General features: G+C 61.8%; 39 protein-coding genes and 2 tRNA genes. 18 read left to right on the forward strand and 23 right to left on the reverse strand.

Going from position 1 to position 24,412, the window contains the following annotated elements:
• Positions 1 to 32 precede the first annotated feature (32 nt).
• From ABIB66_RS14790 to ABIB66_RS14825, 8 genes are all read right to left on the reverse strand, one after another.
• A complete protein-coding gene (locus ABIB66_RS14790; protein WP_354203595.1) occupies positions 33 to 1,118 on the reverse strand; it encodes a 3-deoxy-7-phosphoheptulonate synthase in 1,086 nt (361 codons plus the stop codon).
• Between the two features lie 234 nt (positions 1,119 to 1,352).
• On the reverse strand, positions 1,353 to 1,931 hold the full coding sequence (locus tag ABIB66_RS14795) for an HdeD family acid-resistance protein (RefSeq protein ID WP_354203593.1): 579 nt from the start codon (positions 1,929 to 1,931) through the stop codon (positions 1,353 to 1,355).
• A 73-nt stretch (positions 1,932 to 2,004) separates the two neighbouring features.
• Entirely contained in the window at positions 2,005 to 3,045 is a 1,041-nt protein-coding gene (locus ABIB66_RS14800; RefSeq protein WP_354254963.1) for a PrsW family glutamic-type intramembrane protease, read from the reverse strand.
• A gap of 329 nt (positions 3,046 to 3,374) precedes the next feature.
• A complete protein-coding gene (locus ABIB66_RS14805; RefSeq protein WP_275172004.1) occupies positions 3,375 to 3,530 on the reverse strand; it encodes a hypothetical protein in 156 nt (51 codons plus the stop codon).
• A gap of 76 nt (positions 3,531 to 3,606) precedes the next feature.
• Positions 3,607 to 3,879, reverse strand: a complete 273-nt coding sequence (locus ABIB66_RS14810) for a hypothetical protein (RefSeq protein ID WP_473317961.1) — start codon at positions 3,877 to 3,879, stop codon at positions 3,607 to 3,609.
• 104 nt (positions 3,880 to 3,983) lie between these two features.
• A complete protein-coding gene (locus tag ABIB66_RS14815; RefSeq protein ID WP_007609965.1) occupies positions 3,984 to 4,610 on the reverse strand; it encodes a pilus assembly protein PilZ in 627 nt (208 codons plus the stop codon).
• A 165-nt stretch (positions 4,611 to 4,775) separates the two neighbouring features.
• Positions 4,776 to 5,423, reverse strand: coding sequence for a hypothetical protein (locus ABIB66_RS14820; RefSeq protein WP_354254964.1), 648 nt, complete (start codon positions 5,421 to 5,423; stop codon positions 4,776 to 4,778).
• A 101-nt stretch (positions 5,424 to 5,524) separates the two neighbouring features.
• Positions 5,525 to 5,599, reverse strand: a tRNA-Glu gene (locus ABIB66_RS14825).
• A 223-nt stretch (positions 5,600 to 5,822) separates the two neighbouring features.
• On the opposite strand from ABIB66_RS14825, the gene ABIB66_RS14830 reads away from it, so the two are divergent.
• The 3 genes from ABIB66_RS14830 to ABIB66_RS14840 are packed head-to-tail and all read left to right on the forward strand — an operon-like array spanning position 5,823 to position 6,543.
• A complete protein-coding gene (locus tag ABIB66_RS14830) occupies positions 5,823 to 6,077 on the forward strand; it encodes a PilZ domain-containing protein (RefSeq protein WP_354203585.1) in 255 nt (84 codons plus the stop codon).
• Positions 6,078 to 6,123: 46 nt separating this feature from the next.
• Entirely contained in the window at positions 6,124 to 6,369 is a 246-nt protein-coding gene (locus ABIB66_RS14835) for a hypothetical protein (RefSeq protein WP_354203583.1), read from the forward strand.
• 6 nt (positions 6,370 to 6,375) lie between these two features.
• Positions 6,376 to 6,543 carry a hypothetical protein gene (locus tag ABIB66_RS14840; RefSeq protein ID WP_354203581.1) on the forward strand — a complete coding sequence of 56 codons (168 nt, stop codon included), beginning with the start codon at positions 6,376 to 6,378 and terminating at the stop codon, positions 6,541 to 6,543.
• A 109-nt stretch (positions 6,544 to 6,652) separates the two neighbouring features.
• On the opposite strand, the gene ABIB66_RS14845 is transcribed toward ABIB66_RS14840, so the two are convergent.
• From ABIB66_RS14845 to ABIB66_RS14855, 3 genes are all read right to left on the reverse strand, one after another.
• Positions 6,653 to 7,291, reverse strand: a complete 639-nt coding sequence (locus ABIB66_RS14845) for a glutathione S-transferase family protein (RefSeq protein ID WP_354203579.1) — start codon at positions 7,289 to 7,291, stop codon at positions 6,653 to 6,655.
• Positions 7,292 to 7,617: 326 nt separating this feature from the next.
• Positions 7,618 to 8,070, reverse strand: a complete 453-nt coding sequence (locus tag ABIB66_RS14850) for a VOC family protein (protein WP_354203577.1) — start codon at positions 8,068 to 8,070, stop codon at positions 7,618 to 7,620.
• Positions 8,071 to 8,302: 232 nt separating this feature from the next.
• The gene (locus ABIB66_RS14855; RefSeq protein WP_354203575.1) at positions 8,303 to 8,701 is read right to left on the reverse strand and encodes a VOC family protein; all 399 of its coding nucleotides are present in this window, start codon (positions 8,699 to 8,701) and stop codon (positions 8,303 to 8,305) included.
• Positions 8,702 to 9,206: 505 nt separating this feature from the next.
• Between ABIB66_RS14855 and ABIB66_RS14860 the strand changes: the two genes are divergently transcribed.
• Entirely contained in the window at positions 9,207 to 9,476 is a 270-nt protein-coding gene (locus ABIB66_RS14860) for a hypothetical protein (protein ID WP_275174567.1), read from the forward strand.
• A gap of 233 nt (positions 9,477 to 9,709) precedes the next feature.
• Here ABIB66_RS14860 and ABIB66_RS14865 read toward each other — a convergent pair whose 3' ends face one another.
• The 7 genes from ABIB66_RS14865 to ABIB66_RS14895 form a co-directional block, all read right to left on the reverse strand.
• Positions 9,710 to 9,913, reverse strand: a complete 204-nt coding sequence (locus ABIB66_RS14865) for a DUF3072 domain-containing protein (protein WP_354203573.1) — start codon at positions 9,911 to 9,913, stop codon at positions 9,710 to 9,712.
• Between the two features lie 93 nt (positions 9,914 to 10,006).
• Positions 10,007 to 11,029 (reverse strand): acyltransferase family protein, encoded by a 1,023-nt coding sequence (locus ABIB66_RS14870; RefSeq protein ID WP_354254965.1) that lies wholly within the window; start codon positions 11,027 to 11,029, stop codon positions 10,007 to 10,009.
• A 168-nt stretch (positions 11,030 to 11,197) separates the two neighbouring features.
• On the reverse strand, positions 11,198 to 11,731 hold the full coding sequence (locus ABIB66_RS14875) for a hypothetical protein (RefSeq protein WP_354203571.1): 534 nt from the start codon (positions 11,729 to 11,731) through the stop codon (positions 11,198 to 11,200).
• Between the two features lie 218 nt (positions 11,732 to 11,949).
• Positions 11,950 to 12,126, reverse strand: coding sequence for a hypothetical protein (locus tag ABIB66_RS14880; RefSeq protein ID WP_007610124.1), 177 nt, complete (start codon positions 12,124 to 12,126; stop codon positions 11,950 to 11,952).
• Positions 12,127 to 12,298: 172 nt separating this feature from the next.
• Positions 12,299 to 12,571, reverse strand: coding sequence for a hypothetical protein (locus tag ABIB66_RS14885; RefSeq protein ID WP_275174562.1), 273 nt, complete (start codon positions 12,569 to 12,571; stop codon positions 12,299 to 12,301).
• A gap of 126 nt (positions 12,572 to 12,697) precedes the next feature.
• Positions 12,698 to 13,000, reverse strand: a complete 303-nt coding sequence (locus ABIB66_RS14890) for a hypothetical protein (RefSeq protein ID WP_354203568.1) — start codon at positions 12,998 to 13,000, stop codon at positions 12,698 to 12,700.
• A 259-nt stretch (positions 13,001 to 13,259) separates the two neighbouring features.
• A complete protein-coding gene (locus tag ABIB66_RS14895) occupies positions 13,260 to 13,445 on the reverse strand; it encodes a hypothetical protein (RefSeq protein WP_007591378.1) in 186 nt (61 codons plus the stop codon).
• Positions 13,446 to 13,857: 412 nt separating this feature from the next.
• Here ABIB66_RS14895 and ABIB66_RS14900 point away from each other — a divergent pair, with 412 nt between their 5' ends.
• Both ABIB66_RS14900 and ABIB66_RS14905 read left to right on the forward strand, forming a co-directional pair.
• Complete coding sequence (locus ABIB66_RS14900) at positions 13,858 to 14,154, forward strand: HU family DNA-binding protein (protein ID WP_007591377.1); 297 nt, start codon at positions 13,858 to 13,860, stop codon at positions 14,152 to 14,154.
• Between the two features lie 160 nt (positions 14,155 to 14,314).
• On the forward strand, positions 14,315 to 14,491 hold the full coding sequence (locus tag ABIB66_RS14905; RefSeq protein ID WP_007610132.1) for a DUF2934 domain-containing protein: 177 nt from the start codon (positions 14,315 to 14,317) through the stop codon (positions 14,489 to 14,491).
• 239 nt (positions 14,492 to 14,730) lie between these two features.
• On the opposite strand, the gene ABIB66_RS14910 is transcribed toward ABIB66_RS14905, so the two are convergent.
• Complete coding sequence (locus ABIB66_RS14910; RefSeq protein WP_354203566.1) at positions 14,731 to 14,958, reverse strand: hypothetical protein; 228 nt, start codon at positions 14,956 to 14,958, stop codon at positions 14,731 to 14,733.
• A 292-nt stretch (positions 14,959 to 15,250) separates the two neighbouring features.
• On the opposite strand from ABIB66_RS14910, the gene ABIB66_RS14915 reads away from it, so the two are divergent.
• The 3 genes from ABIB66_RS14915 (at position 15,251) to ABIB66_RS14925 (ending at position 16,379) form a co-directional block, all read left to right on the forward strand.
• On the forward strand, positions 15,251 to 15,403 hold the full coding sequence (locus ABIB66_RS14915; protein WP_275174559.1) for a hypothetical protein: 153 nt from the start codon (positions 15,251 to 15,253) through the stop codon (positions 15,401 to 15,403).
• 243 nt (positions 15,404 to 15,646) lie between these two features.
• Positions 15,647 to 15,784, forward strand: a complete 138-nt coding sequence (locus tag ABIB66_RS14920; protein ID WP_354237395.1) for a hypothetical protein — start codon at positions 15,647 to 15,649, stop codon at positions 15,782 to 15,784.
• Positions 15,785 to 16,181: 397 nt separating this feature from the next.
• Positions 16,182 to 16,379, forward strand: coding sequence for a hypothetical protein (locus tag ABIB66_RS14925; protein WP_354203563.1), 198 nt, complete (start codon positions 16,182 to 16,184; stop codon positions 16,377 to 16,379).
• Here the strand turns inward: ABIB66_RS14925 and ABIB66_RS14930 are convergent.
• Entirely contained in the window at positions 16,376 to 16,501 is a 126-nt protein-coding gene (locus tag ABIB66_RS14930) for a hypothetical protein (protein ID WP_007610149.1), read from the reverse strand. The two genes, ABIB66_RS14925 and ABIB66_RS14930, sit on opposite strands and share 4 nt — an antisense overlap.
• 76 nt (positions 16,502 to 16,577) lie before the next feature.
• Entirely contained in the window at positions 16,578 to 16,868 is a 291-nt protein-coding gene (locus ABIB66_RS14935; RefSeq protein ID WP_354203561.1) for a hypothetical protein, read from the reverse strand.
• A gap of 218 nt (positions 16,869 to 17,086) precedes the next feature.
• Here ABIB66_RS14935 and ABIB66_RS14940 point away from each other — a divergent pair, with 218 nt between their 5' ends.
• The gene (locus tag ABIB66_RS14940; RefSeq protein WP_275174556.1) at positions 17,087 to 17,383 is read left to right on the forward strand and encodes a hypothetical protein; all 297 of its coding nucleotides are present in this window, start codon (positions 17,087 to 17,089) and stop codon (positions 17,381 to 17,383) included.
• Between the two features lie 68 nt (positions 17,384 to 17,451).
• On the opposite strand, the gene ABIB66_RS14945 is transcribed toward ABIB66_RS14940, so the two are convergent.
• The gene (locus ABIB66_RS14945; protein WP_007610153.1) at positions 17,452 to 17,616 is read right to left on the reverse strand and encodes a hypothetical protein; all 165 of its coding nucleotides are present in this window, start codon (positions 17,614 to 17,616) and stop codon (positions 17,452 to 17,454) included.
• Between the two features lie 295 nt (positions 17,617 to 17,911).
• On the opposite strand from ABIB66_RS14945, the gene ABIB66_RS14950 reads away from it, so the two are divergent.
• The 8 genes from ABIB66_RS14950 to ABIB66_RS14985 all read left to right on the forward strand — a co-directional run bounded on the left by ABIB66_RS14950 (position 17,912) and on the right by ABIB66_RS14985 (position 23,219).
• On the forward strand, positions 17,912 to 18,673 hold the full coding sequence (locus tag ABIB66_RS14950) for an SIR2 family NAD-dependent protein deacylase (RefSeq protein ID WP_354203557.1): 762 nt from the start codon (positions 17,912 to 17,914) through the stop codon (positions 18,671 to 18,673).
• Between the two features lie 198 nt (positions 18,674 to 18,871).
• Positions 18,872 to 19,504: a cold-shock protein gene (locus ABIB66_RS14955; protein ID WP_018457757.1), complete on the forward strand. Its 633-nt coding sequence runs from the start codon at positions 18,872 to 18,874 to the stop codon at positions 19,502 to 19,504.
• Positions 19,505 to 19,615: 111 nt separating this feature from the next.
• The gene (locus ABIB66_RS14960) at positions 19,616 to 20,101 is read left to right on the forward strand and encodes a DUF192 domain-containing protein (RefSeq protein ID WP_354054630.1); all 486 of its coding nucleotides are present in this window, start codon (positions 19,616 to 19,618) and stop codon (positions 20,099 to 20,101) included.
• A gap of 114 nt (positions 20,102 to 20,215) precedes the next feature.
• Positions 20,216 to 20,292 (forward strand) — tRNA-Pro (locus ABIB66_RS14965).
• A gap of 273 nt (positions 20,293 to 20,565) precedes the next feature.
• Positions 20,566 to 20,784 carry a helix-turn-helix transcriptional regulator gene (locus ABIB66_RS14970; protein ID WP_354254966.1) on the forward strand — a complete coding sequence of 73 codons (219 nt, stop codon included), beginning with the start codon at positions 20,566 to 20,568 and terminating at the stop codon, positions 20,782 to 20,784.
• 146 nt (positions 20,785 to 20,930) lie between these two features.
• Positions 20,931 to 21,110, forward strand: a complete 180-nt coding sequence (locus ABIB66_RS14975) for a hypothetical protein (RefSeq protein ID WP_354254967.1) — start codon at positions 20,931 to 20,933, stop codon at positions 21,108 to 21,110.
• On the forward strand, positions 21,100 to 22,374 hold the full coding sequence (locus ABIB66_RS14980) for an AAA family ATPase (RefSeq protein WP_354254968.1): 1,275 nt from the start codon (positions 21,100 to 21,102) through the stop codon (positions 22,372 to 22,374). The genes ABIB66_RS14975 and ABIB66_RS14980 overlap by 11 nt, the downstream gene beginning before the upstream one ends.
• Before the next feature lie 260 nt (positions 22,375 to 22,634).
• Positions 22,635 to 23,219, forward strand: coding sequence for a hypothetical protein (locus tag ABIB66_RS14985; protein WP_354254969.1), 585 nt, complete (start codon positions 22,635 to 22,637; stop codon positions 23,217 to 23,219).
• A gap of 263 nt (positions 23,220 to 23,482) precedes the next feature.
• Here the strand turns inward: ABIB66_RS14985 and ABIB66_RS14990 are convergent, their stop codons facing one another.
• The gene (locus tag ABIB66_RS14990; protein ID WP_354057455.1) at positions 23,483 to 23,869 is read right to left on the reverse strand and encodes a hypothetical protein; all 387 of its coding nucleotides are present in this window, start codon (positions 23,867 to 23,869) and stop codon (positions 23,483 to 23,485) included.
• Between the last annotated feature and the right edge of the window lie 543 nt (positions 23,870 to 24,412).

Consider the following 24,412-nt stretch of genomic DNA (forward strand, 5'->3'; position numbering starts at 1 on the left):
GCGACAGCCTCACCCCGCCCGCAATCGTTCGGTCAGGCGGAGCGCTCGTGCAGTCCTGCGCGCTTGGTGTTGCGCCGGATCTCGACCGCGTCAGCGAGCTGCTTGAGCACGGTTGCCGTGGTCGCCCAGTCGATGCAGCCATCCGTGATGCTCTGGCCATAGGCGAGCGGCTTGCCCGGCACCACATCCTGGCGTCCGGCGACGAGATTGCTCTCGATCATCACCCCCATGATGCGGTTCTCGCCGCCGGAAATCTGCTTGGCGATGTCGGCCGTCACAAGCGGCTGGTTTTCCGGCTTCTTGCTCGAATTGGCGTGGCTCGCATCGACCATCACGAGCGGTGCGACGCTCGCTTTCGCCAGATCGTTGCAGGCCGCCGCGACGCTTGCCGCATCGTAGTTCGGCGTGCTGCCGCCGCGCAGGATAATGTGACAATCCTCGTTGCCCGCGGTTGAGGCGATCGCCGAGCGGCCGAGCTTGGTCACCGCCATGAAATGATGCGGATTCGAGGCCGACTTAACCGCGTCCGCCGCGATCCGCACATTGCCGTCGGTGCCGTTCTTGAATCCGACCGGGCAGGACAGCCCGGAGGCCAGCTCGCGATGGATCTGGCTTTCGGTCGTGCGCGCGCCGATCGCGGCCCAGGACACGAGGTCCGCAATGTATTGCGGCGTCGTCATATCGAGGAATTCGGTGCCGGCGGGCAGGCCGAGATTATTCACCGCCGAGAGCACGTTGCGCGCCAGCCGCAGGCCCTTGTTGATGTCGAAGCTGCCGTCCAGATCAGGATCGTTGATCAGGCCCTTCCAGCCAACCGTGGTGCGTGGCTTCTCGAAATAGACCCGCATCACGATTTCGAGCTGATCGGCAAGCTCTTCGCGCAAGCTCGCGAGGCGCTCGGCATATTCGAGCGCGGCCCTGGGATCGTGCACCGAGCAGGGGCCGACCACGACCAGAAGCCGGTCGTCCTGGCCATTGAGGATCGCATGGATGGCGTTGCGTGCCGCCATCACCACGCGCGTCGCCGTGAGCGTGCGCGGGACTTCCCGCATCACCTCTTCGGGCGTGCTCAGCTCTTTCAGTTCGCGGATACGAAGATCGTCGGTCGTGCTCAGCACGGCGGGCTCCTATTATTTTGAGACCCTGCCGGCCAATAAAAAAGCCGCCAGGTCTGGCGGCTTGTTCGGACGTTTGCTGCAATGTTTCAGATTGAGCGCGATCCTCCTGCCGCCAGCGAGCTGTCGTAGCTAAAGTACCAAAAATAGCTGGTGACGAGGGTGATCATGGCTCGTCATATAGCGCGCGATCGGCGGGTTGTCACCCCCCAATGGACGGGATGGCCACGGGGCGCCTTAACTGTTGCTTTTGCGTGCCGCCAGCGCCATGCCGATCAAAGAGGCGCCGCCGAACAGCAAGTTGATGCCGACGAGGATGCCGATCGCCCATTCGGCCGAGCTCGGCAATCCCGTGATCACCATGAACGAGATCGCGATGTCGAGGAGGCCCGAGATCAGGAGCCACGACCAGCGGCCGCCCGGCTCGCGGCGGTGCTCCAGTGCGTACATTATGGTGGCGACGCCCTCGGCGAGGAAATAGGCGCCGAGCACGATGGTCAGCGTCAGGATGGCCTGCATCGGCCGCGCCAGCAGGAGCATGCCTGCGAGCACGGCGAGCGCGGCCGAGATCAGCGACCACCAGAAGCCCGGCGTGCTGCGCGCCCAATAGGTGGCGATCAATCCGCCGATGCCGCTGATCAGGAACATCCAGCCGAGGAAGATCGCGATCGCAAGGCTTGCGAGCGGCGGCAGGATCAGCGCGGCAACGCCGAGCACTGCAAGCAGGATGCCTTCGAACAGGAAGGCCTTCCAATGTGCCTTGACCGTCCGGCTCATGGCGGATTGCAGCCGGGAAAAATCCTCAGGCGATGTCATTGGCAAGCTCCGGATCGAGAAGTGTGTGTTCAATCTAGTCTAGTACGCGCACACCGCGCTTGCCACCCGCGGCTCAGCCGCCGCCGTGCGCCGACGAAAAACCTTCGCCGCCGGTGCGGATGCGGTTGCGGCCGAGAACATAGATCGCGGTCGTGACGATCAGAAGTGCGAGGCCGAGCAGGATCGAAACCAAGCCGATCGGGATCAGGGCCAGCGTCAGATTGCGCTCGGGGTTGATGAGCCAGTGATGGATCGAGGTCAGCACGAAGGCGAGACCGAGAAAGCCGACGCCGCCGCCCGCGAGCAGCAACGCCCACATCCGGCGGAGCTGGCTGAGGCGCTCGCGCGCAACGTCAGTCCGGGGCGCGTGATGGCGCGCGACGCGCCGCACCAGGCGGATGGCGAAGGCGATCGAGCTGAAGCCGATCAGCAGGCTCGCGCCGCCCAGCCACATCCGCAGCGTCGGATCGAGATCCGGCATGCGCTGGAGTGTGAGCAGGGGGAAGTCGAACGCCGAATGCAGGGCGAGCGGGCCTGCGAAGATCAGCAGGCGGCTGGAGAGACGGGCCCAGTCGCGATGATGGCGGTTCGCACCCAGCGCCGTGCCGGCGCGCGCGATGGTCAGATAGGCGCCGGCGATGATGCCGAGCGCGCCGTGGAACGGTACGGTCAGCACGCTGCGCAACGCGGCCAGCGAGCGCCACATCTCGGCGTGCTGGACGAGATAGGCGAGGTTCTCGTAGGCGGCGAAGCCCAGGCCCACCGCGGCGCCATAGACGACGGTGTCCATCGGATTGGCGAAGGTCCGCCGCTTGGTCGAGGCGACCAGCACGATGGCGATCACCTTGACCGCTTCCTCCGGCAGCGCGACCCCGAAGATCGAATGCATGGCCAGCGCCGCCCACGGGTCATCCGGGGCCGCGACCATCCTGGCGAAAGGGGCGCGGGCTAGGCCCAGCAGCGAAATGCTGGCCGCACCGAGCAGGAACGCTGTCCAGACCTGGGCCGGCGGTCCCGGGCGTTCCTCGGCGGCAATGACAAGCCACAGCATCAGCAGCGCCGGGGCGATGGCGGCCGTTCCGATGACGGTGGGTAACGCTTCAATCAGGTACATCGGCGCCGAAAATAGGTTCCCTTGATCCGCTTATCTACATTCACCGATGCGACCTTGTGTCATGCGCTAGCTGTCGCGTCTCTTAACAAGCGCGACAGCCTGCGTTCATCAGGACAGTCGCCGAGGTGAAGAATACAGAGGGCAATCAATTGCATGACAGAACCACCTCGTCATCCATGACAACGGTCGCGCGCCCGTCATCGGATCGCGATTGGTAAGTCAGATCAAGGCAATGTGCAGGTTTCTTCGATTCACGATGCACGTGTCGCCGCGCCAAGTCCAGAGACGGGATCGTCCCGTCCGGCCGACGCGCGGCCGGTCGGGCCGGTCTAGTCACGCTTCGTCGCGCGGGAGGATGATGCGATCCGGCGTGTCCGGACCTGCTCCAGCTCCCAGAACGCGCGTATGAGGCACGTGCCAAGGCAGAACACGATGAGCAACAGCAGGAAGGCCTGATCGACAGCGGGGATGTGAGTCATGGCCATGGTAAAGCAACGCCCATGCCACGCGTTCCCGTCGCGGCCTGAGTTCCAGCCGATCCCCAGCCCCGGTTTGACTGTCTCAATGCGTGGTGAACGGCGGCGGTGTGTCGGGCGCGACGTCGAAGGCGCCGAGATGGAATTCCTCGCCGATGGATGCGTTCGGCTCGAAATGCTGCGCCATCAGCGTGAACGCGGCCTGCGGATATTGCTTCCAGATATCGAGATCGCCGGCGGTGATGGTGAGCCAGCCGAAGGTGTACATGTAGCGTCCGGGCTCGGTGACCCGGCCGACCTTGTCCCAGGTGATCTTTTCGACTCTGATCTTTTCGACCGTAATTTTCTCGACTGCCATTCGGTCCCCCGATCGCAAGTCTGCAGATGGTCCACGGCACGAGACGCGGACCTTCAAAAGCTTATCTCGAAATAGGGCTGCGATAGGGCGGCGCAGCCGGAGGATCAGGCCGATTGCAGCATGGGCGAGCGGACGATCAGCCGGACGACGTCGTCCCGCGACTGCTTTTCGGCGAATTTGACCGCAAAGCCGTTTTCGAATTTGCGGATCACGCGCCCGACGCAAGCGCCGACCGCAAGCGGAGTTCCCACTGGAGGGTCGTATTCGCAGGATATCGCGACACCGGCCGTGGAGACGTCGATGATGAAGCAGGCATGGGTGCTGCCGTCGGCGAGCGTCAGGAAGGTGTGCGCGACCTGCGGAACGAAGCGGGCGTCACGCCGCAGCTCCTGGACGCTGGCGTCCTTCTGCTTCTTCTCGAGCCAGGTCAGCTTTTCCGACATCCAGGCGCGCCGGGCCCGCGTCATCTCGAGCTCCATCAGGAAGCCCAATTTCAGCGTCGCGCTGATGGTGCATTGGAATTCGCCGAAATCCTGGAAGTAAGATGTCACGCGCTCGCCGACCTTTCCGACCACGGGAACGTCGACCATCATGCGGAACGGTGACACGCGGCTGGTGCGGCAGGCGAAGGTACGCAGCTTGCCCTCGCAATCGTACCAGCGCGGCAGCGAGTAGCTGCCACTCACGGTGACTTGCACGGCACGCTGTCTGAGGAACTCTGCGACGGACATGGGCGCCAATCGTGTTTCGGAGGCTTTCCGTAATTCCACGGTACCAGCCAAATTCTAAGCAAATGATACCGGCGCTCACGAGCAGGGGTAAATTTCTGGTAAATGCGCGGATCGGGACGGGCGGCATAGCGCCGCGATTATGAGGCCCGTGACCTCACGATCGCGTCATCCGAGCAGCACCAGCAGAGCCAGCACGCCAATGGCCATGACGAACTTGATCGTCGCGCAAGCCAGGCTGTCCGGTCGGCTCTCAAGTCCGAACCACGGCAATGCATGCCGCATCGCGCGCGTTGCGAACGCTTCGACGATGGCGAGCAGAAGCGCGATGCCGGCGAGCAAGGACCACGATGCGTCCCGAAGCATCCATGCCGCGAGCCAATCGGGGACGGACGCTTTCAGCGAGGCCAGCAGCGCGAACCATCCGAACAGGGATACGAAGCCCTTGATGATGTCGGCCCCGATCGTGCCGGGCTCGAGACGAATGCCGATCTTTCCAAGAGCGAGTTCGATGCGCTCGCCATCGGTGAAGAAGAGGAAGGCGCCGAGGTAGAGCGGAACGCGCGACTGAAACAGGAGCGCGATGATGCCGAACAGGACGGCGTAGCCGCAGGCGTCAGCGAGTATGTTCGCACCGGCCGTAGGCGACGGCTCCGGCGCAGCCGTGGCCCGAGGCCGCGATCTGGCGCGCGCCATGTGCTCCAGCATTCTGGCGCGGCGCTCCGGGGCGTAAGCTGCCGTACGGTGGATCCATGGCGGCGGCGCCGGCGAGGCAATCCCGGCCTGATCGTCCGAGGGAGATTTATGCTGCGCCATGGGCCTGCATCCGGTTCCGTCTGGACATTGGTCGGAGGCGAGGGGCAGCGAGGTTCATGCGGGGTGGCAGATTTCGCCGTGTCATCCAGACGCCCGGATAATGGCGCTCCCTAGCGGAATCGAACCGCTCTCTCCACCGTGAAAGGGTGGCGTCCTAACCGATAGACGAAGGGAGCAAACCCAGGGCCCCGCCGTTTTTCGGGGCAGGGCCGCTGGCCGCCCGAGTCATGCCCGGCGGCTGCAGCGGGCGAACCTATAATGGCCTTTGGCGCCCTGGGCAAGCCGTTCGGGAACGGTCTTTTGGCACCGATGATAGCCTCCCGCCCAGGATCAGTCGGGGCGAATTCAACGGTTTCTTAGGTTCCCTGAGCTAGCGCTGGACTGGGAGAATTTGAGCCGATGCCACCGCCCAAGAAGCGCGCAGCCCGCAAGTCGCTGTCGCAGCACGCCTGGATCACGCTCGAAGGCGGGTTCGCGGCGCGGCAATGCCTGGTCCAGGACATCTCCGCCACGGGCGCCAAGATCACGCTGGACGAGGATACGAGCCAGCTCCCGGGCGTGATCCGGATGGCGTTCGCGCGGGATGCGCGGACCGGGCGGAGCTGCCAGGTGGTCTGGCGCCGCGGCAAATCGGCCGGCATCAAGTTCATCTGAAGCGCCCTGATGGCGCGCGGCGCCGGTCCGGGCTAGAACGGCCCGCATGCGTGCGCCGCTCCTCATCCTGATCTCGTTGCTGACCATGTCCGCGGCCGCGGCTGAAGCCTTGCGTCTTCCGCCTGCGGAGCGCCCACAGGCCGGCAAGGCCTTGCCGCTGAAGGGTGCCGGCGGAAGCGCGAAAGCGGGCTCCTGCGCCGCCTATGGCCGCGGCTTCCACATGGTCGAGAGCACCGGCACCTGCGTCAAGATCGGCGGCTCGATCAGCGTCGAGACCACGATCAGGCGCTGAAGCCCCATGCCACCGGACATCATGCGGCCCGAGATCATCGTTCCATTCGTGATGTATTGCGCGCTGCTGTGGTGGAGCGGCCGCGGTCTGAGCTGGACCGCGCGGCTCGCCACCGCGGCCGTCACCCTTGTGCTGATCGTCTGCGTGCTTCTGTTCGAGCGCGGCTGGCCTTAAACAAAAAAACGCGAAAACAACCCCATGCACAGTAGCCGCTAGCTCCCGGCGGCGGGCGCGAGAACGCCGATTCATCGTGCTCTCAACGAACTTTAAGCCGCGTCACCGCTCACGACATCGGCGGTGCCACAAATTGTGCAAAACCGGGCCGTTTGCCGAGCTCGGCGAGCCAGCGCGTCAGATGCGGCTGCGCGGGCCGGGTGATGCCCTCGACGCCGAGCCAGCGCCGCGCATAGGCGCCGATCGCGATGTCGGCGAGGGTGAACGCATCGCCGTCCATGAACGGGCGCGTGGAGAGCAGGCGGTCGGCGATGGCCCAGACCTCGGCGGCGGCATCGGCATCCTTCTGCACCTGGATCATGTCGCGCTCGGCGGGCGCCGTGCGCACGATGCCCCAGAACACCGGGCGGTCGACCGGCTGCACCATCGACAGCGTCCAGTCGAGCCAGCGGTCGACGCTGGCACGCAGCTTCGGCGCCTCGGGATAGATCGGCGTGCCGCGCCCGTGCGCGAGGCAGAGATAGCGCATGATCGAATTGGATTCCCACAGCGTGAAATCGCCCTCGACCAGCGTCGGGATCCGCGCATTCGGGTTCATCGCGAGATAGTCGGCCTCGCGAGTCTTGCCAAAGGCCATGCCGGCGTCGATGCGCTCATAAGCCAGGCCGAGCTCGGTGAGGCACCACAGAACTTTCTGCACGTTGACCGAATTGGCACGGCCCCAGATCGTCAGCTTTTGCTCCGGCACATCATCCTCCCCAGGAGTTTCTTGGTGTCGCGGGTGATAGCGGAATCCGCCGCCGCGAGCGATGCGCGATTGCGCCAATCCTCTCATGCAGAAAGGTCCACATGCAAAAAGGTCGGCATGCAAAAAGCTCCGCCCGAGGCGGAGCTTTCATTGCAGGGCAAAGCTGGTCAGGCGATCAGCGGCCGAAGAACAGCCACAGCAAGATGATCACCGGGATCGGCACACCCAACATCCATAACAAAATTCCGCGTCCCATCGCGTCCTCCTCCAATTGCATTGTCGAAGAGAGAACGTTTAGGGCCAAGGCTGGTTCCCGCGGAAAGGCTCTACCAATGGCCGATGTTGGGCATCGACGACCACGGCTCCTGCGGAGGCTTCGGGTCGCCCTTCTGCAAGATCTCGATCGAGTGCAAATCGGGCGAGCGCACGAAGGCCATGTTGCCGTCGCGCGGCGGACGGTTGATGGTGACGCCCGCCTTCATCAGCTTCTCGCAGGTCGCATAGATGTCGTCGACCTCATAGGCGAGATGGCCGAAGAAGCGATCCTCGCCATATTTCTCCTCGTCCCAATTCCAGGTGAGCTCGACCAGCGGCGCGCCGCGCGACCGTGGCTGCTTCTTCAGCGCCTCGAGATCGTCCGACGAGCACAGGAACACCAGCGTGAAACGCCCCTTGTCGTTCTCGATCCGCCGCACCTCCTTCAGCCCCAGCGCATCCTGATAGAACTTCAGCGCAACATCGAGATTGCGCACGCGCAGCATGGTGTGGAGGTATCGCATGGTTGTTGCTCCCTTGAACGGATGGAGGATTTTTGGTTTGGGCCGGGACGGCGGGGGTAGGAGATAGCAGGAAAGTGGGGCGAGGGGCAGGGGGCGGGCGCACGTGTGCGTGAGGGCGAAGCCGGCCGATGAAGTAAATCAGCCGGCGAATTTCAATGCACCTTCACCGCAAATCCAGTGCTGCACACACGCCACTGGCAACATTATGAGGGCAGATCTGCCGCCACCGCCCCTATTGCGCCGCGAGGGGCTTTCCGGCCTCCTCGGTCGGCGGCATGAAGAGCGATACTGCGGTGCCTTCGGGGTCACGAAACTGGAACGTCCTGTTGCCCCATGGCATCGTTTTCAGCTCATGCACCAGCGTGATCTTGTCTTTCAGGCGCTCATAATCCGCATCGATGTCTTCAACCTGAAACTCGATCACGGCGGTGCGGTTTGCGCCGGGCTCGGCACTGTTTTCTTTCCAGAGCGCGACCGTCTCGGCTGCGCCGATTGCCAGGTTGGCGCCCGGCGTCACGATCTTGGCGAACACCGGCGCGAGCCATTCGGCGGAAGCTCCGGTTACCATTTCGTAGAACGAAACCATGATTTTGATGTCGGTGGCGATCAGGCGAGTGGAGGCGAACTTCATGGCATGTCCTTTGGTTGACCGCAGATTTGAGCGGCATCGCGGGGCTCGTCGCACACCGCTGCTGCCACCCTGATGGCAGCAGTCACGATGCCGCGCCGAGCGCGCCAACGACGGGCATGAATTGCGATGGCAGTGCTCAAGCGCTAGAAAACTAGCCCCTTCACGAAGCGCCCCAGCGCTAACTGGGCCGTCAGAACGGTGACGCCAACCGCAGAGTCTGGGCACCTCACTCACGGGTGGACAGGGTTGTTTAGCCGTTCGCAGATGAACTGCTCGCGGCGATGGCGCGACTAACCGCTATGGCCAGTATTCTAGGCGAGCTTCTGTTTTCACTTATCCGCTCGATTGTTGCTGGATGGGCGTATGCGCTCTGGGTCAAAGTGGCGACGTGGCTCGAGCCGAAAATCCAACGGCGTTGGGTGAAGGTTGCCGTAGGAGGCCTCCTCGGTCTGGCAGCCTTTTTTATGATTCCGATACTGATGGGTCTGTTGGGGCTTTGAAGACAATGAAATCGGTTCTCATCACCGCACTGGCAATCGGGGCGCTCGTCTCGGCGGTGCTGCTCGTGATGGAGCAGCTCACCGACTACTCCATCGCTGTGATGGCATGGGAGATGCCGGGCATATCTGCAGCTTACCTTTTCTGGGGAGCTGTCGGCAGTTCGGTTTTCTTGGGCGTCGCCATCACTTGGGCCGTGAATGCCATCGTTTACGGGGCGGTTGCCTTCGTCGTTGTTACGGTCGCCAAGTTGGCAATTCGTGGTCTGCCGAAGTGATCCGGCAATGACCGTGATGCCGGATATTCGCCCATCCGAGGCGAATTGCGAATTACGGTGACGCGCAGTTGACTGCGTGATCGCGGTGCTCTTCGCCAGCATCGATGCCTCCAATGGCCCATGACGGCCTCTGGTTGGCGTTTCGCTGCCGCAAATTGGCGCTTCGCGAAAATCGGCGGCGGCCTTCCTGTCAGCCGCCGCCCATCTCCCGTGGTTCGAAATGCTGAAGCCGTCTATTTCTCGAGCCCGGCCTTCTGGCGCATCGTGTCGATCAGCTCTGACGCCTCTGCCTTGGTCAGATCCTCCTTGGGGAGCTCCCTGTGGGCCTGCTCGGCGAGGGTCTTGAGATAGGATTCCTGGGCACCGGTCATCGGGTCGTCGCCGGAGACCCAATCCTTCGGATCCTTTTGTGTGTTGTCAGCGATCCTGTCAGCCATGGCGATCTCTCCTTTTCAGGTTCAATGCCGGCTCGCGCTTTTTGTTCCTTGTTTGTTCGTGGCCGGCGACCGGAATCGAGCGTCGGGAAATGATCAGGAAACGGCCGGCATCGTTCGGCGTCTGCGCATCAGACTTATCTTGCGACTTGCCTTGCGCCCCCAATCGAGGATCGGTGCCTCGACGGCGACGTGCAAGGCGGCGGCGAGACCGATGGAGAGCAGGATGCCGGCGATGACTGTGCCGACGGTCGACAGAAGCCACAGTCCGTCAAAGCTGGCGATCCATTTCACCACCAGATAATGGACGATATAGAGCGAGTACGAAACCTTGCCGAGCCATTGCAGGACCCGTGAGAAGGATCGTCCTTCGATCTCGACGGCGACCACAGCATGGATCAGCAATCCCGCGCCGAGGCCATAGGTCAGGACGCGCGCGAACTGCGCGTCGATCGCACCGTGCACGAAAATCCAGTACCAGCCGGCCACGAACAGGCCCGCGGAAACGGCTGGGACGCGGCGCGAAAAGCGCAATCGTCCGCTTCTCTGGAGATAGGCGATGACAACGCCGGCACCGAATTCCAGCACCAGCGGATGGAAGTAGATCCCGAGCTCAAGGCCGAAGACGAGAGCAAGAATGACCAGGCCGAATCCCGCGAACAAGATCTCGAACAGCCGGTCCGGCTTGATCGCCAGGACGACGGCGACGGCAACATAGAAGTGCAGTTCGAAAGCCAGCGACCATGCCGGCGCAAGGTACCAGTTCGGATAGGTCCATGCGAAGATGGTTCCGAGGTCGAGGGCGGGGCGGTCGCCCGGTGCCAGCGCGATCCAGGAGGAGCTGACAAACGCCGCCAGCAACACCAGCCAATAGAGCGGAAAAACTCGGAGGGCTCGTCTGAAAGCGAAATCCAGCGGGTTGTGTTGTGCCGCCGCCGTGGTCGCGATGATGAAGCCGGAGATCACGAAGAAGATGTCGACGCCGCTCGCAAGGATCGTCAGCGCGCCCTCGGCAAGGTCCGGCCCGACCATATCGGGTCGCGCACTGATTGCGTGTCCGCAGACCACCGACAGCGCAGCGACCCCGCGCATCGCCTGTACACCCGCGAAGATCCGCACCAAGCCCCGCCACGTTCATTTCAGGATAGCGCAATCTAGGCGGGAAACCCATTAAGGAACAATTGCGCGGATGCGATAGATGGCTGTTGGATGCGCTGGGAATGAGACATGTCTCAGGCGGATAGACTGCTGTGCAATTCATCAAAGGCACGACCACAGGAGCGCTCGCTAGCGCTTTGCTTCCTGCTTGGCACGCCTGATTTCCTCGGCTTCGTCCACGAGCTTCAAGGCGGCGCCTTCGTAGCTCAGCTTCAGCCCACGGCCGACGGTCCATATCCATTCCTCCCGGGCGTCCCGGGCGTCCCGGGTTGGCTGGGCGTTGAACTGGTCGGATATCGATTTGACGGCAGCGTCTTTGGAAGCAGCGTCTTGGGGCCCCGGATTGCTCAACTCCGCATTGACGCGCCAGATGGGATGTTTGGGGTCCGGATTCTTGGGGTCGATGTCGTCGGCAAAGATCGTGACCTTGGCGCCGTCGACTGCGCATTCAAGGACGTAGGAATCGCGAAGCTGACGGCAGCGGTAGCGACGTTGCGTGATCAGCTTGTTGGTCTCGTCGAATGTCATTCCGGGCGAAAAGCCGAGAATGTCGGACTTCTTCACGAGTGCCAGAGACGCAGGCTTCAGGAAGCCGGGCTGTACCGAGACGAGAACGGCAGCAGCAACAACGATCAAGCCGGCGATAACAATGGCAATCTTCATCGGCCCCTCACAAGAACGTTCGACCATACAACAGCCGAAGCGTTCTACCAGCCATCGCGCTGGATGGTTCGAGCCGCCCTCTATCTTTGTAGGCCGCACCTTCGGAAGATCGGAGCTTCGGAAGATCGCGTGGGCACGTGTCGGCTGGTCATGAACGTGAAAGCCGCCCCTGACATGACCAGGGGCGGCTTTCACCAAATGGGGTTTCGAAACGCGATCTAGTGACCGGTGCCGGGCTTCGTCGTCTTTGGCGGCTTGCCGTCTTCGATCCGGCCTTCGTTGCGCAAGTCGCGACCTTCCTGAGCCTTCTTCTGGCTCTCGGGGGATTTGCCGTGTTCGTTCATCTCTTCTTTGATGAACCCGGCGCCTTCCTTCACTTTACCTTCAACGCTCATGACGATCTCCTTGCTGGAGATGGGGCAACTCGCGGCGAGACCTGACCGTTCCGGCGCGCGCGGGATTGTGAGGAGTGCATTCGCGACAGGTTCAAAAAAACCGCGTCATGAAATGGCCGCGCCGCCTTGTGGAAAGCGACGCGGCCGGGAACAAGCCGTACAGGAAACCGGCTTACTTCATGTTGCTGCGGGTCTTGGTACCGCCCTGATCGCTGCCGGGGCCGGAGCCACCTTGGCCGGAGGCGTCGGGCCTCACCGTTCCGCCCTTGCTCATGCCGTCATGGCTCATGCCGGTCGTGCCGCTCCTCATCGTGCCCTTGTCCGTGTTGGTCATGCCGGGCTTCTGCATGTTGTCGGTCTGCGCGGCGGGGCCGGTCTGGTTCTGCGCAAAGGCGGAGCCGCACATGAGGCCGAGGGCGGCGGTCGCAATGATGAGCTTCTTCATCTCAAACTCCTGGTTGGTTGCGTGGGCCAACGGGAGCGCAGGAGCCGTGTTCCTAAAACAGGGTGTTCCGGAGTGCAAAAATTCTCGTCTGCGGGCGAACCGCCATCGACTTCGCTAGAAAACGCTCTACGCCGCAATGCGCTGGTCGGCCGGTCCCGTCAGGTGCTTGAGCACTTCCGCATGCTCCAGGTCGGGAACCGCAATGGCCGTGTGGCTGTAGCTCGCATGGGTTCGCGATTTTGCAATATGGTCCAGGATCTCGCCGCCCTTGATGACGTGGAGGCCCATGCCCTCTCCGGCCGGGAAGATCGCGAGCACCACGTCATAGGCCGTGATAACGGCGCGAAGCGCTTCGGCCTTGTCTTCGGCAATGTCGACGAACACGCGAACATCGGCTGCGAGTTCACGCAGCTCGTTAAAATCCAGCACTGTGGGTACTCCAACGCAACGATACTGAGAGGAGCTTGGAGGCGTTAGGTTACTGAAGTCTCAACGGCACATGCCCGGCCACAGGTTTCTCGACCAGGTAAGCGATAGACGCGCGGGCGTCGCCGCCTGCTCGACAACGCGCCGGCACGGGAAGAACATCTGGAGCGGGGAGGGACTAAGCGCGCATGCCCATACGGGCGTCACACGATGCGCGCGTAACTTAGGCGCGTGTTACTTGCACGCGCTATTGGCGTATCCGCTATTTGGCGTATCCCTGAGAGCGGAGCCACGCGATCTTGCGGTCGCCGTTGATCCAGTCGTCGGCATCTGCCTTGCTGGTGAAGCCCTTGATTTCGCGCTGTTCGCTGTCCGGGTAATCCGCCAGGATTTTCCAGTCGTTGTCTGCAATGCGGACGGTTTTGAAGGTCACTTTTGTTTTTGCCATGCCGCATTATGCAGGAGATGGCCGGAAAAGAGAACCTGCCTTGTGACGGTCACCCGCGCGGCCCAGGCGCAGACCTCGGGGCCCAGCCTGATCGGCATTGCGCGGCCGGGTCCCTGGAAAAAGTCGAAAGCCCCGCCTGGGGGAAGCGGGGCTCTCTGATGGGGGTGAAGCTTGGGGACTTCAAAGAGTTAGACGCCTCAGGGAGAAAATGGTTCAAGGCGAAAACGGCGCAGGCTGCGGCATCTTTCCCCACGGCGTCCGGGCTCCCGCAGAACCCCCTGCTTGCGTTTTGGGCGTCGATGGGTTCTAAGCCCCGTCACTTCATGAAAGTTAGCATGAATCAGAAGCGCGTTGCGCGGTTGGACCGCGTCCTGAGCAAAGCCTGCTCGCGCGCACAGAAGGAAATTCAGACATGGCGAAGATGACCAAGACTCAGTTGATTGATGCAATTGCCGAGGGCACGCAGCTGTCGAAGAACGACGTGAAGTCGGTCATCGAGTACATGGCGACGGTCGGCTACAAGGAGCTCAACGAGTCCGGCGAGTTCGTCATTCCAGGCTTCGTGAAGATGTCGGTGGTGAACAAGCCGGCGACCGAAGCCCGCATGGGCGTCAATCCCTTCACCAAGGAGCCGATGCAGTTCGCGGCGAAGCCGGCGAGCAAGTCGGTGAAGGCCTCGCCGCTGAAGGTGGCCAAGGACTCCGTCTAAGAGTTCGCTAAGGGTTCGCGGTTTCGTTGCGGAGCCTCCTTTTCGCGGAGTGCTGCCGCGACGTACTGCAATGACTGCTTGCTTGTGCCGAACCAATAAGGAACTCTCTTAGGGAACTCTAGGGCGTCGTCAGGCTTTGCTTCCGAAAGGGAGAAATCACATGACTGGTCTCAGCGAAGAAGAGATTCGAAACCGGGCCTATCACCTCTGGAAGGAGGCCGGCGAGCCCGCGGGCACGATGGACACCTTCTGGTACGAGGCCGAAAAGGAGCTTCTCGCCGAACGGACCAAGCAAGGCGAAGTGCCGCCCGGGATGACCGACAATTTGCCGGTCTGACTTGCTGGTCTAAGAGGCGAACAGAGGCGAGCGTTGACAGTTCTCAAAGCAGCCACCCGGCGTAACACCCGGGTGGCTGCTTTGCTGTTCGGGCCACCGTTCCGAATGGAGTCGCCCGCAAAGAAAAACCCCGGGCTTAGGGACCGGGGTTCTTCAAGCTGGCCGGCCGCGTCGCGACATGCCGCCAGCACCACTGAATTCGAATTGACAACGCGGGCCGGAAAAATTCGTTCCGAGCGCTAGTCCGGCGACACGGACACGTCGATGATCGCCGGCGTATCGACCTGACGCTCGCGCCAGACGACGAGATCGCATTTGGGATTGAGCCACCGATATTCGGAGCCGCGCGCCTTCAGGTGCGCAAGCGCTGCATCATGTGCGGCGGTCTGGTCCGGCGCTTCGACCATGATCTCCACGGTCTCCTCGATCTGACGCACCACTTCGACGGCGTAGAATTTTCTGGTCACGGTCCCTCGCTCCGGAATGACTAACGGGAAGGGCGATGGCGCGTTCCCCAAAAGAAAAACCCCGCGCTTTCGCACGGGGCCTTCTTGGCTGGCGGCGATGGGATTTCAGCGCCTGGCCGCCGGCCGTGGCTCGAACTTAAGGTTGAAAACCCAAAAAGCAACCGCGCCGGCGCGCGGAAGACTCAAGTCGATGTGCCCAGCGAATTCCGCGGGCAAGGGGCTAGACTTTTTGTTCCTATTTTGTTCTAGTGAGGCATCGGTTTTGGAAGTGAGCATTCTTTTGGAGGTGCCCATGACTGTCGAGAAACAACGCGAAGTGATCAGGCTCTGGAATCAGCTCAGGAAGCTCGAGGGCCCGGCCGCGGAAGAACTCCGCATCCAGATCCTCGAATGCTTTTCGGAGAAGGACCTGTCGGGGAAGGACACTGTGAAGCGAGCCGCGTAATTAGCGTCGCATTGCGCCGATGATAACGGGCAGTCGCGCCTGCCTTCACAGATCGTTAGGAATCGTTTTGCGCCGACTTCTCGACTCCGATTCGTTCTTTGCGAACGAAATGGAGTCGGATGCAGAACAAGCCGTGCCTTCTGTGTCGATGCGGGACACGCGCTTCCTAACCAATCCAGCGTGATGCTTCGCACGGTCCCGTCCGCGTGTCCTCGCTACGAGATCAGGCGAGGGAGACGCGACATGGATGCGTGCTGGTTTCTCGAGATGTTCGCCGAGATCGCAAAAGTGTTTTGGTACGATCGGCACCCGCGCTTGCGCAAAGGCAGGCCATCGGTGCCGCAAGTGCCACCGCGCTCGAAATCCGAAGACGCGATGTGAGCGCGCGATGGCTGGCGACGGCGCTCGTTTGCGTGCAAACGAATTCTTTAGGCTTGCTTCGCGCCGGTTTCCGCGATTCCGATTCGTTCTTCGAGAACGAAAGGAAGGCGAAGCTGGAACAAAGCCGGACAGCGGATTAGCACAAGGCCTCGGCTTTCGCGCGAGCCTGAAGCGGCTCGCCGAGTTCTGAAGACGCTTGTTCTGAAGACGCTTGTTCTGAAGACGCTTGGCGAACTCCTAACGGAAGCTTGCCGCGAAGCCGATAACCCTATTCGGTTAGGTTAAAAGCGCAATCGCGTTGCGCTTGCCGCCACTTGCGATAGGTGTCTGGCGAAGACACCATCCGACTTTGCGATAAGCGACTTTACCAACAAGCAATTTTGCCAAGAACGAATTCATGACACCTTTTTCAGAACCGAGCTTCTATCAGGGCGACCGCCACACCTACCGGCGGGTCGCCATCGCCGGCACGCTCTTTTGTCTGGCATTCGTGGTGATCAGCTTCTCGCTGCGGCCGCAACTCGAGGACACGCGTGTCGCGGTCAAGGCCGACAGGCTGATGCGGACTGCGGGCCAGGCGCCGCACGCGAACTAGCGGTCGTCGCCGGAGATCTGATGGTCGGCGGAATTGCCCGGGCACGCGGTGCCGTGTGAGGCGAGCGCCACGAAGCCGGCATAGCCGGACAGGTTGAGCAAGACTTCGAGCCAAACGGGCATGGGGGCCTCTTTTCTCCTTGAAGGCTACGCCAACGTGCGCGCGAAGCGCATGTTCCCGGACCAGAAGAACGGCACCTCAAAGCGGGGTGGTGGGGTCGAGCCGCCGGCCGAGGGCGCCTACGGACTCGCTCGACGGCTGTTCCCTAAGGAACTCGGCAATGGCCCGCGCCAGTTCGCCGTCGCTCATCGGCGTCGGCGGCGGGCGCAGCGTGCCGACACCGAAATTGCGGACGATCTCGTCGTAATGCTGATCGCCTGATCTGGGAACGAGCCTGCGGATACGGGCCAGCAATTTGGATATCGGCACTTTATCCTCCTCGGCGCTCCCCTTTGGCAGCAATTGTGGCGCATTGCCAATGTTGTGCATGAAACTGAAAACCCCGCCAGCATCGGTGATGCTGACGGGGTCTTTCGTGCTGTTGCCTCAACCGGATGGCGGAGGCTTCCGCACTCGAAGATGCAATTCCCGGAACGCGTCCCCGTTCCATGCACGATCGCATTTATTCCGAGCTCGGTTCCACAGGCTTACGCGCAACCATCGCAACGCGCGGGCGTTGTCTGTGCGAGATACGAAGGAGGACATTTATGATCAGGAAGACACTGGCAGTTCTGGCTACCGTTGCGGCCGTCGGCGTGACCACGATCGCGGCGCCTGCGCCCGCCGAGGCGCGCGGCCGCGGCATCGGTCCGGGCCTCGCATTCGGCCTCGCCGCCGGCGCCATCACCGCGGGCGCTGTCGCCGCGTCCCATCCTTATGGCTACGGCTATGGCCCGGGGTATGGCTACTATGGCCGCCCCGCCTACGCTTACGGCCCTGGTCCGTACGCCTATTACGGCGATGGACCGTACTACCGCCGCCACCATTATTACCGTCACTGGTAAAGGCTGAACAAACGAAAGAGCCCGGAGCAACGCTCCGGGCTCTTTTCATGTTTGGTGATCTGGTGTGTTTACGGCCAGAGCGAGGGCCGCTCTACCTTGCGAGCGTTGTCGAGCGTCGAGACGAAATACTCGTCACGCTCGCGTTTGAATTTTTCCTGGGTGGCACGGAAGGCGGCGACACGGGCGGCGATCTCTTCGCGTTCGCGGATTTTGCGTTGTTCGTCCTCGGTCATGTCAAATCCCCTCTGCACGTGAGTATGTGTCCTACTGAGCTCAAGCACTGCCGCCGCAATCACGTTGAGTCGCGTCAACACATGCATTGGCGCTTCTGATTGGGGCGTCAATGGGGAGGAGGCATTGCAGGATTGTGATAAGCGAGGGTCGGAAAAAATTGCCGACCAGTCCTTGCACGGCGGTGGATAACAGCGTCAACAATCTTGTCGCTTGCGCACGTTGCAGCTAGCGCAAAAACAAATCAGAAAAACCAATCGACTAGGCAAAAACGGCAAAGCAAAACGGGAGGCCGCGTTGATTGCATCGGATCTTCGCAGCGGCGTCGAGCGCCTCGGCGACATGATCGCCGAAGCCAAACGGATCGTGCCGTTCACCGGCGCCGGCATCTCGACCGAATGCGGCATCCCCGACTTCCGCTCGCCGGGCGGAATTTGGACGCGCAACCGCCCGATCCCGTTCGACGAGTTCGTCGCCAACCAGGACGCGCGCGACGAATCCTGGCGCCGGCGCTTCGCGATGGAGGAGGTTTTTGCGGCGGCCAAGCCCGGCCGCGGTCATCGCGCGCTCGCCTCGCTCTACCGCGCCGGCAAGGTTCCCGCGATCATCACTCAGAACATCGACAATCTGCACCAGGCCTCCGGCGTCGCGAGCGATCACGTGATCGAACTTCACGGCAACACCACGTATGCGCGCTGCATCGGATGCGGGCAGGCCTATCCGCTTGATTGGGTGAAGCGCCGCTTCGAGGAGGAGGGCGCCGCGCCCAACTGTACCGTATGCGACGAGCCGGTGAAGACCGCCACGATCTCCTTCGGCCAGATGATGCCCGAGGACGAAATGCAGCGCGCGACCGCGCTGTCGCAAGCCTGCGACCTCTTCATCGCGATCGGTTCCTCGCTGGTGGTATGGCCGGCCGCGGGCTTTCCGATGATGGCGAAGGAATCAGGTGCGCGCCTGGTGATCGTCAATCGCGAGCCGACCGAGCAGGACGACATCGCCGACCTCGTGATCCGCCACGACATCGGCGAAACGCTCGGGCCCTTTGTCGCTAATTGAGGCAGCAATTTGATTCGCGGCTGTGCAAGCTGTTCATAGGTTCCGCCGAATCTCTTTTTTGTCTATGCGTCGCAACCGGGAGTGTTATCTTTTGAGTCGAAAGATTCGCGTCGCGTCGAGTTGAGAAGATTCTCTAAAGACGCGTGATTCGGCGCCGTCATTCAGGCGGGTTGCATGGCATGTGTGGGGTCCGGGGTTATGGGGTCGTCGGACGGATTTGAGTCCAAGAAGGTCGGAGTTCCCGCCGTGGGCGAACACGGCGGTGGCGGTCGCGACAGCGCTCTCAGTCCGTTCACCGGACTTGGTGAGAGCAGCGCCAACCTCGTCGAGGTTCATGGCGTCATCAAATGGTTCGATGCCTCTAAGGGCTACGGCTTCATCGTTCCCGACAATGGCTGGCCCGACGTGCTCCTGCACGTTACAGTGCTTAGGCGCGACGGCTTCCAGACCGCCTACGAAGGCGCCCGCATCGTCGTCGAGTGCATCCAGCGGGCCAAGGGCTACCAAGCGTTTCGGGTCGTCTCGATGGACGAGTCGACTGCGATCCATCCGGCGCAGATGCTGCCGCCGCGCACCCATGTCACGGTGACGGCGACCAGCGGGCTGGAGCGGGCCCAGGTCAAATGGTTCAATCGGCTGCGCGGTTTCGGCTTCCTCACATGCGGCGAGGGCACGCCCGACATCTTCGTGCACATGGAGACGCTGCGCCGCTTCGGCATGACCGAGTTGCGGCCCGGCCAGTATGTCCTGGTCCGCTTCGGGCCCGGCTCCAAGGGCATGATGGCGGCCGAGATCCATCCCGAGACGGGATCGCCGGTCTCGTCCCACTGATCCATTTCCCGCGATCGTGAGCAGGAGTGCGCTGGCTGGCCGGCGCGCCTCTGGCTTTTCCGGAGGCTGCCGCGTAAGGACTGGTCCAGTCCCACGCCTCGAGTGCCATTCATGAATTTCGATCGAAAGGCCGTCTTCGCGGTTGCGAAGGGCTGGCTTGCCGCCATCCTCGTCATCGCCAGTTCTGCCGTTGCGAGCGCGCCCGTCCGCGCCGCCAGCTTCCAGCCGCTCGAGATCGTCACCAGGAACGGCGTGCAGGTGTTCTCGGTCGAGATCGCGACGACCGAGGAGGAGAAGCAGACCGGCCTGATGTACCGTAAGGAACTGGCGGACGGAAAAGGCATGCTGTTCGACTTCAATCCCGAGCAGGAGGTGTCGATGTGGATGAAGAACACCTACGTCTCGCTCGACATGATCTTCATTCGCGCCGACGGCCGCATCCTGCGCATCGCCGAAAATACCGAGCCGATGTCGACAAAGATCATCTCATCCAGGGGGCCCGCGCGGGCCGTTCTGGAGGTGGTGGCGGGAACGGCGCAGAAATATGGAATCCGCGCCGGCGACCGCGTCGGCCACCCGCTGTTCGGCAGCAAGTAGGCGGGAAGGGAGCTATTGCTCCCGTCCTGGCGGTCTCTTGGGAAGCTTGCTGGCGCCTTTGGAAGGCTTGCTGGCGCTTTGGGAAGCGTGTATCGACGGGGCTCGCCGGACATTCGGGGTATAGCGCAGCCTGGTAGCGCGGCAGTTTTGGGTACTGCAGGTCGTTGGTTCGAATCCAGCTGCCCCGACCAATAAAATCAAGTAGTTAGCCGGAAGTCTGAAAGCCTGAAGTTCTGCGAATAGCCACCGGGTAGCCACCGGGGGATTGCACCAGGAATATTTTCGGCAACAGCCCCCGGCTTTCCGGCCCGCACACCATATTTAGTATCCATCGGAATTCGGCGGCGCACGCCGAAATCGACGGGGACCGTTTAGTATTTTGCGACATCAAGCATACTAGTTCCTGTATGCGCCGACTGGCCTCGGCCGGGGCGTTAAACGTAACCTCCTTATCGGAGGCTCTTTTGAATCTTCTCACCTTAGACGAAATGACAGCCGCCACCGGCCTGTCGCGGTCGACGCTCGCCAAGCGCCGATGCGATGGCACCGGGCCGGCATTCTTCAAAATTGGCCGTCAGGTCAAATACGACCGCGCGGACGTAGACGCCTGGATGCTGTCGCGGCGGCGAACCTCGACCTGGGGCACGAGCGACAACAAGCAGAGCGGCACCCGAGCCGCCTAGCTCGATCGGCCTTTAGCCGAGAGCATCGCCCAATAGGGCAGCCGCGTAAGAACGCGCTGAGGCGCGTACTACCTGCCTCCACTTTTGTCTGGATACTACCTTTGAAAATCTTGGATTACCGCCCCGCTAGTAGCGGGCGACGGCGCATGGCCGTGTTCGACGCTGAGGTGACTCCCGGGGTCCGCCTCCTGAACCTTTCTCTAATTCGCAAGCCGGATGGCAGCTATCGCGTTTTCGGCGACGCTTGCCGCCTCGACGTCGGCGTTGCCAACGAGCTTGCGAAAGCGGCAGTAGCAGCGGGGGGCGGTAGCCATCATGACGGCTAGAACATTCACTGCGACCCCTTTTGAATACAAAGACCCTGCCTCACTGCCGCCCATCGGCATGACGGCTAGCGCGCCCGCGTTCGAGGAAATCGATCCCAAGGTCATGGCCTGGGTGATGCAGGCCGTCGCCGCACGCGAAATCATCGAAGCATCGTCCCGACCGACTCCAGCCAATGACAATCACGCCGACGAAATCAAGATTATCGATCCTTCTGATTGGGAGGGGCAGGCAATCCCGGAGCGGCAATGGTACCTGGAGGGTCTCATCCCCAACCGACAGGTGACGCTACTTTCCGGTGATGGCGGTACTGGCAAGAGCCTACTGGCTTATCAGATCGGTCTAGCTGGCGTTCTCGGTTTGGAGACGCTGGGATTTAGGCCGGCAGAGGGCCGCGTCGTCTACCTCGCTGCGGAGGACGACGAGGGCGAGCTTAAGCGGCGTGGCCATGACGTCCTAACCGCTATGGGGCGCACGTTCGCTGACCTGAGGGGGTGGATGCGCGTGATCCCCATGGCTGGAAAGGATGCTGAACTGGTATCCGAAAAGCGCCGAAGCCGCGAGCTTGAGCTTACTGGCCTGGCCCAACGGATAACGGATCTGCTGACGGAATTCAGACCAAAGCTTTTGATCCTCGATACGGCGGCAGACGTGTTCGGCGGTGACGAGATCAACCGCAAGCAAGTTCGCTTCTTCGTCTCGATGCTGCGGCGCTTTGCGATGGACTGTGATTTGGCTGTGCTTCTGCTATCGCATCCATCAGTGCAAGGGATGCAGTCTGGGACGGGTCTGTCAGGGTCTACCGCGTGGAACAACTCGGTGCGGTCGAGGCTGTATTTCACTGCAGATAAGAACGATGAGGATTTGCGCCTCCTGAAGAACATGAAAGCAAACTACGGGAAGAAAGGTGCCGAATCCAAGCTGCGTTGGCACGAAGGTGCTTTCATTCTTGATGACGGCAAGCCTACAGCGCACGCGGCGTTGTTGGCTAACCACGCCGACGAGGTGTTCTTGAGGATGCTTTCCTCAATCAACGGGAGCGGCAGGCGGGTGTCATCTTCCAGGAGCAACACATATGCGCCGACCGTGATGGCCGCCATGCCGGAACGCGGGGGAACGAGCAAGAGGTCCCTGGAAGAGTCGATGGCGAGATTGTTTGCGGAAAAGAAGATCGCGGTCGTCAAGGAAGGTCCACCGTCAAGACTGCGCGAGCGATTGGTGGTGGTCGAAGACGAGATTCGGCAGAAACGGATGGCCGCCGACTAGCCTTCCAACGGTCTACCAACGCCCTACCAACGGGTGTCAACGGGGTGTGTGTTCCAACCCCCTTATACCCCCCGTTGGGTTGGAACACCCAACCCCGTTGGTAGACGGGTTGGAATTCCACCCAAGAAGACCGTGATTTCCTTGGCGCCTGTTTTAGCGCGTAAGCGCTTGATCCAGTTGGCCATGGGGCCGATTTCCTAAAAGTGTGCAGCCACAGGCCACACCAAGACCGCGGAAAGCGGCAGAAAACGAAACCCATCATGGGTGCACTTCACGTGAAAAATGCAACAAACGACAACGGCCCGATCCAGGCCGACGACTTCACCGACCTTGCAGCGCGCCGCGCCTGGCTAGCATCAGCACCAGCCACGCATTCCCCACACCACGATCAGCCACCTTGCGAGACGTCGGCCAAGCGGGCGGGGGATGAGACTACGTTCTTCGGCCTCCGGCTCTGGCGCGATCTGAACGCGCCTCCGCGTACTGCCGCCAATGACAACGAGGCGCAGGATGAGGAAGGCGAGGGCGGCGAGCGGCCTGTACTTGCGAACATGGACCGCGAGTTGGTCGACGTGTCGGCTAAGCAGCTGATCTACGCCAACGATCATGGCATGACCCGCTGCGTTGGAAACAGGCTCGTAAAGGTTTGGAACGGGCGCAGATGGACGAGTCCCGACGCCGAGTTTGGAAAGGTGCGGCATCGGGTAAGCGACAAGGCCGACACCGAGATCTGGGACGCGGAGCTACCCGACGCGCAGGCTGAGTTGGCGCGATCCGTGGATGTGGAGCGCTTGCGCAAGCAGCTGGGCCATAAGGTGCACTGTGCTGGATATGGCCGGCGCTGACAGCACCTTAAGTGAGATAGGCGAATATCTCGGCTTTGCGGGCCGATACGCGGCAAGGATGGTGGGTAAGGAGGTGCGGGCGGCGGTAGCTGCGCTGAACGTGGCCATAGGCGGGGATGAGCAGGCTGCGGCTTAACATGTGTACTCAATAGGCCCATCCGCTTTGCCCCTAGGACGCGAAACCCGACAGGATGCGTGTCGGGTTTGGGGCCAAGAGTCAGACGGCCTTTTGGGGCCGCCTGATTTAGCCTCTAGCGGGTGACCTATTGGCAGAGATGCTGGAGACCGTCAGCACCCTTGAAATTGGTGCCGGGCCTGCAGGTGATGCCGTTGCGGGTAGCATACGAACTCCAGTTGCCGTACCAGCCGTTCTGGCCGTACCCCATCCCGCCGCCGTACCCCATCCCGCCGGACATGGCGTAGGAGTTGCCCCAGGCGCCGACGGTAGCGGCCGCCGCCACCGGATGATGGCGATACGCCGTTCGCCGGTATCGATAGACGGGGGTAGTCCCGGTTCCAAGACCCGTGCAGTTGGCGAATTCAGCTTGGCATTCGTCCGGATTGGAGAGAGCCGCCTGGGCCAGTGCAGCAGAGCTGGACAGCGCGGATGCCGCAATAACGACCGCGCCAAGAACTTTCAGATTTATCATGGCTTGCTCCTTGCGTTGGACCGTGGCGCACAATGCCAGGTCTAGCTTCTTCATGCGGGGGAATCGAGCGCGCCTTCTAATGCGGGCGCCTTGACGTAGATCAAGGAAGGTGCGGGCGAGCCTGTCCATTGTATTGATCACTGGGCCGGTCTTCTCCAACAGCCCAGTCTTCAACAAGGCCCGGCCGGGACTCGATCTCCGGCCGGGCTTTGTTTTGTCATGAACACCAAGACACCATTTCGACCTGAGCGCCGTGAGACGGAAATCACGGGCCGGGCGGTCCTTTGATCCATCTCAACGGCCGCGTTTGGGTCTCCGCGAGGGTTGGCCATGAACGGCCTGACGAGCCAAGCCCGGGTAAAGAAGCGCAAAGCCCAAGCCTTCGCGCGCGGAGGAGGGTCGACGCATCATCGAGGAATATGCGGACAGCCTGCGCGAGATCATCGGGAAGCTCCGTCGGCGCCTCAATGGAGGCACTGCCGGCTGAGAAGGTGACGACCAAGGTGCGGGGCTTCGGTTTCTATCAGGCGGTGCCGATATACA

The sequence above is a fragment of the Bradyrhizobium sp. F1.13.3 genome (genome assembly GCF_040548265.1).
GTDB lineage: Bacteria > Pseudomonadota > Alphaproteobacteria > Rhizobiales > Xanthobacteraceae > Bradyrhizobium.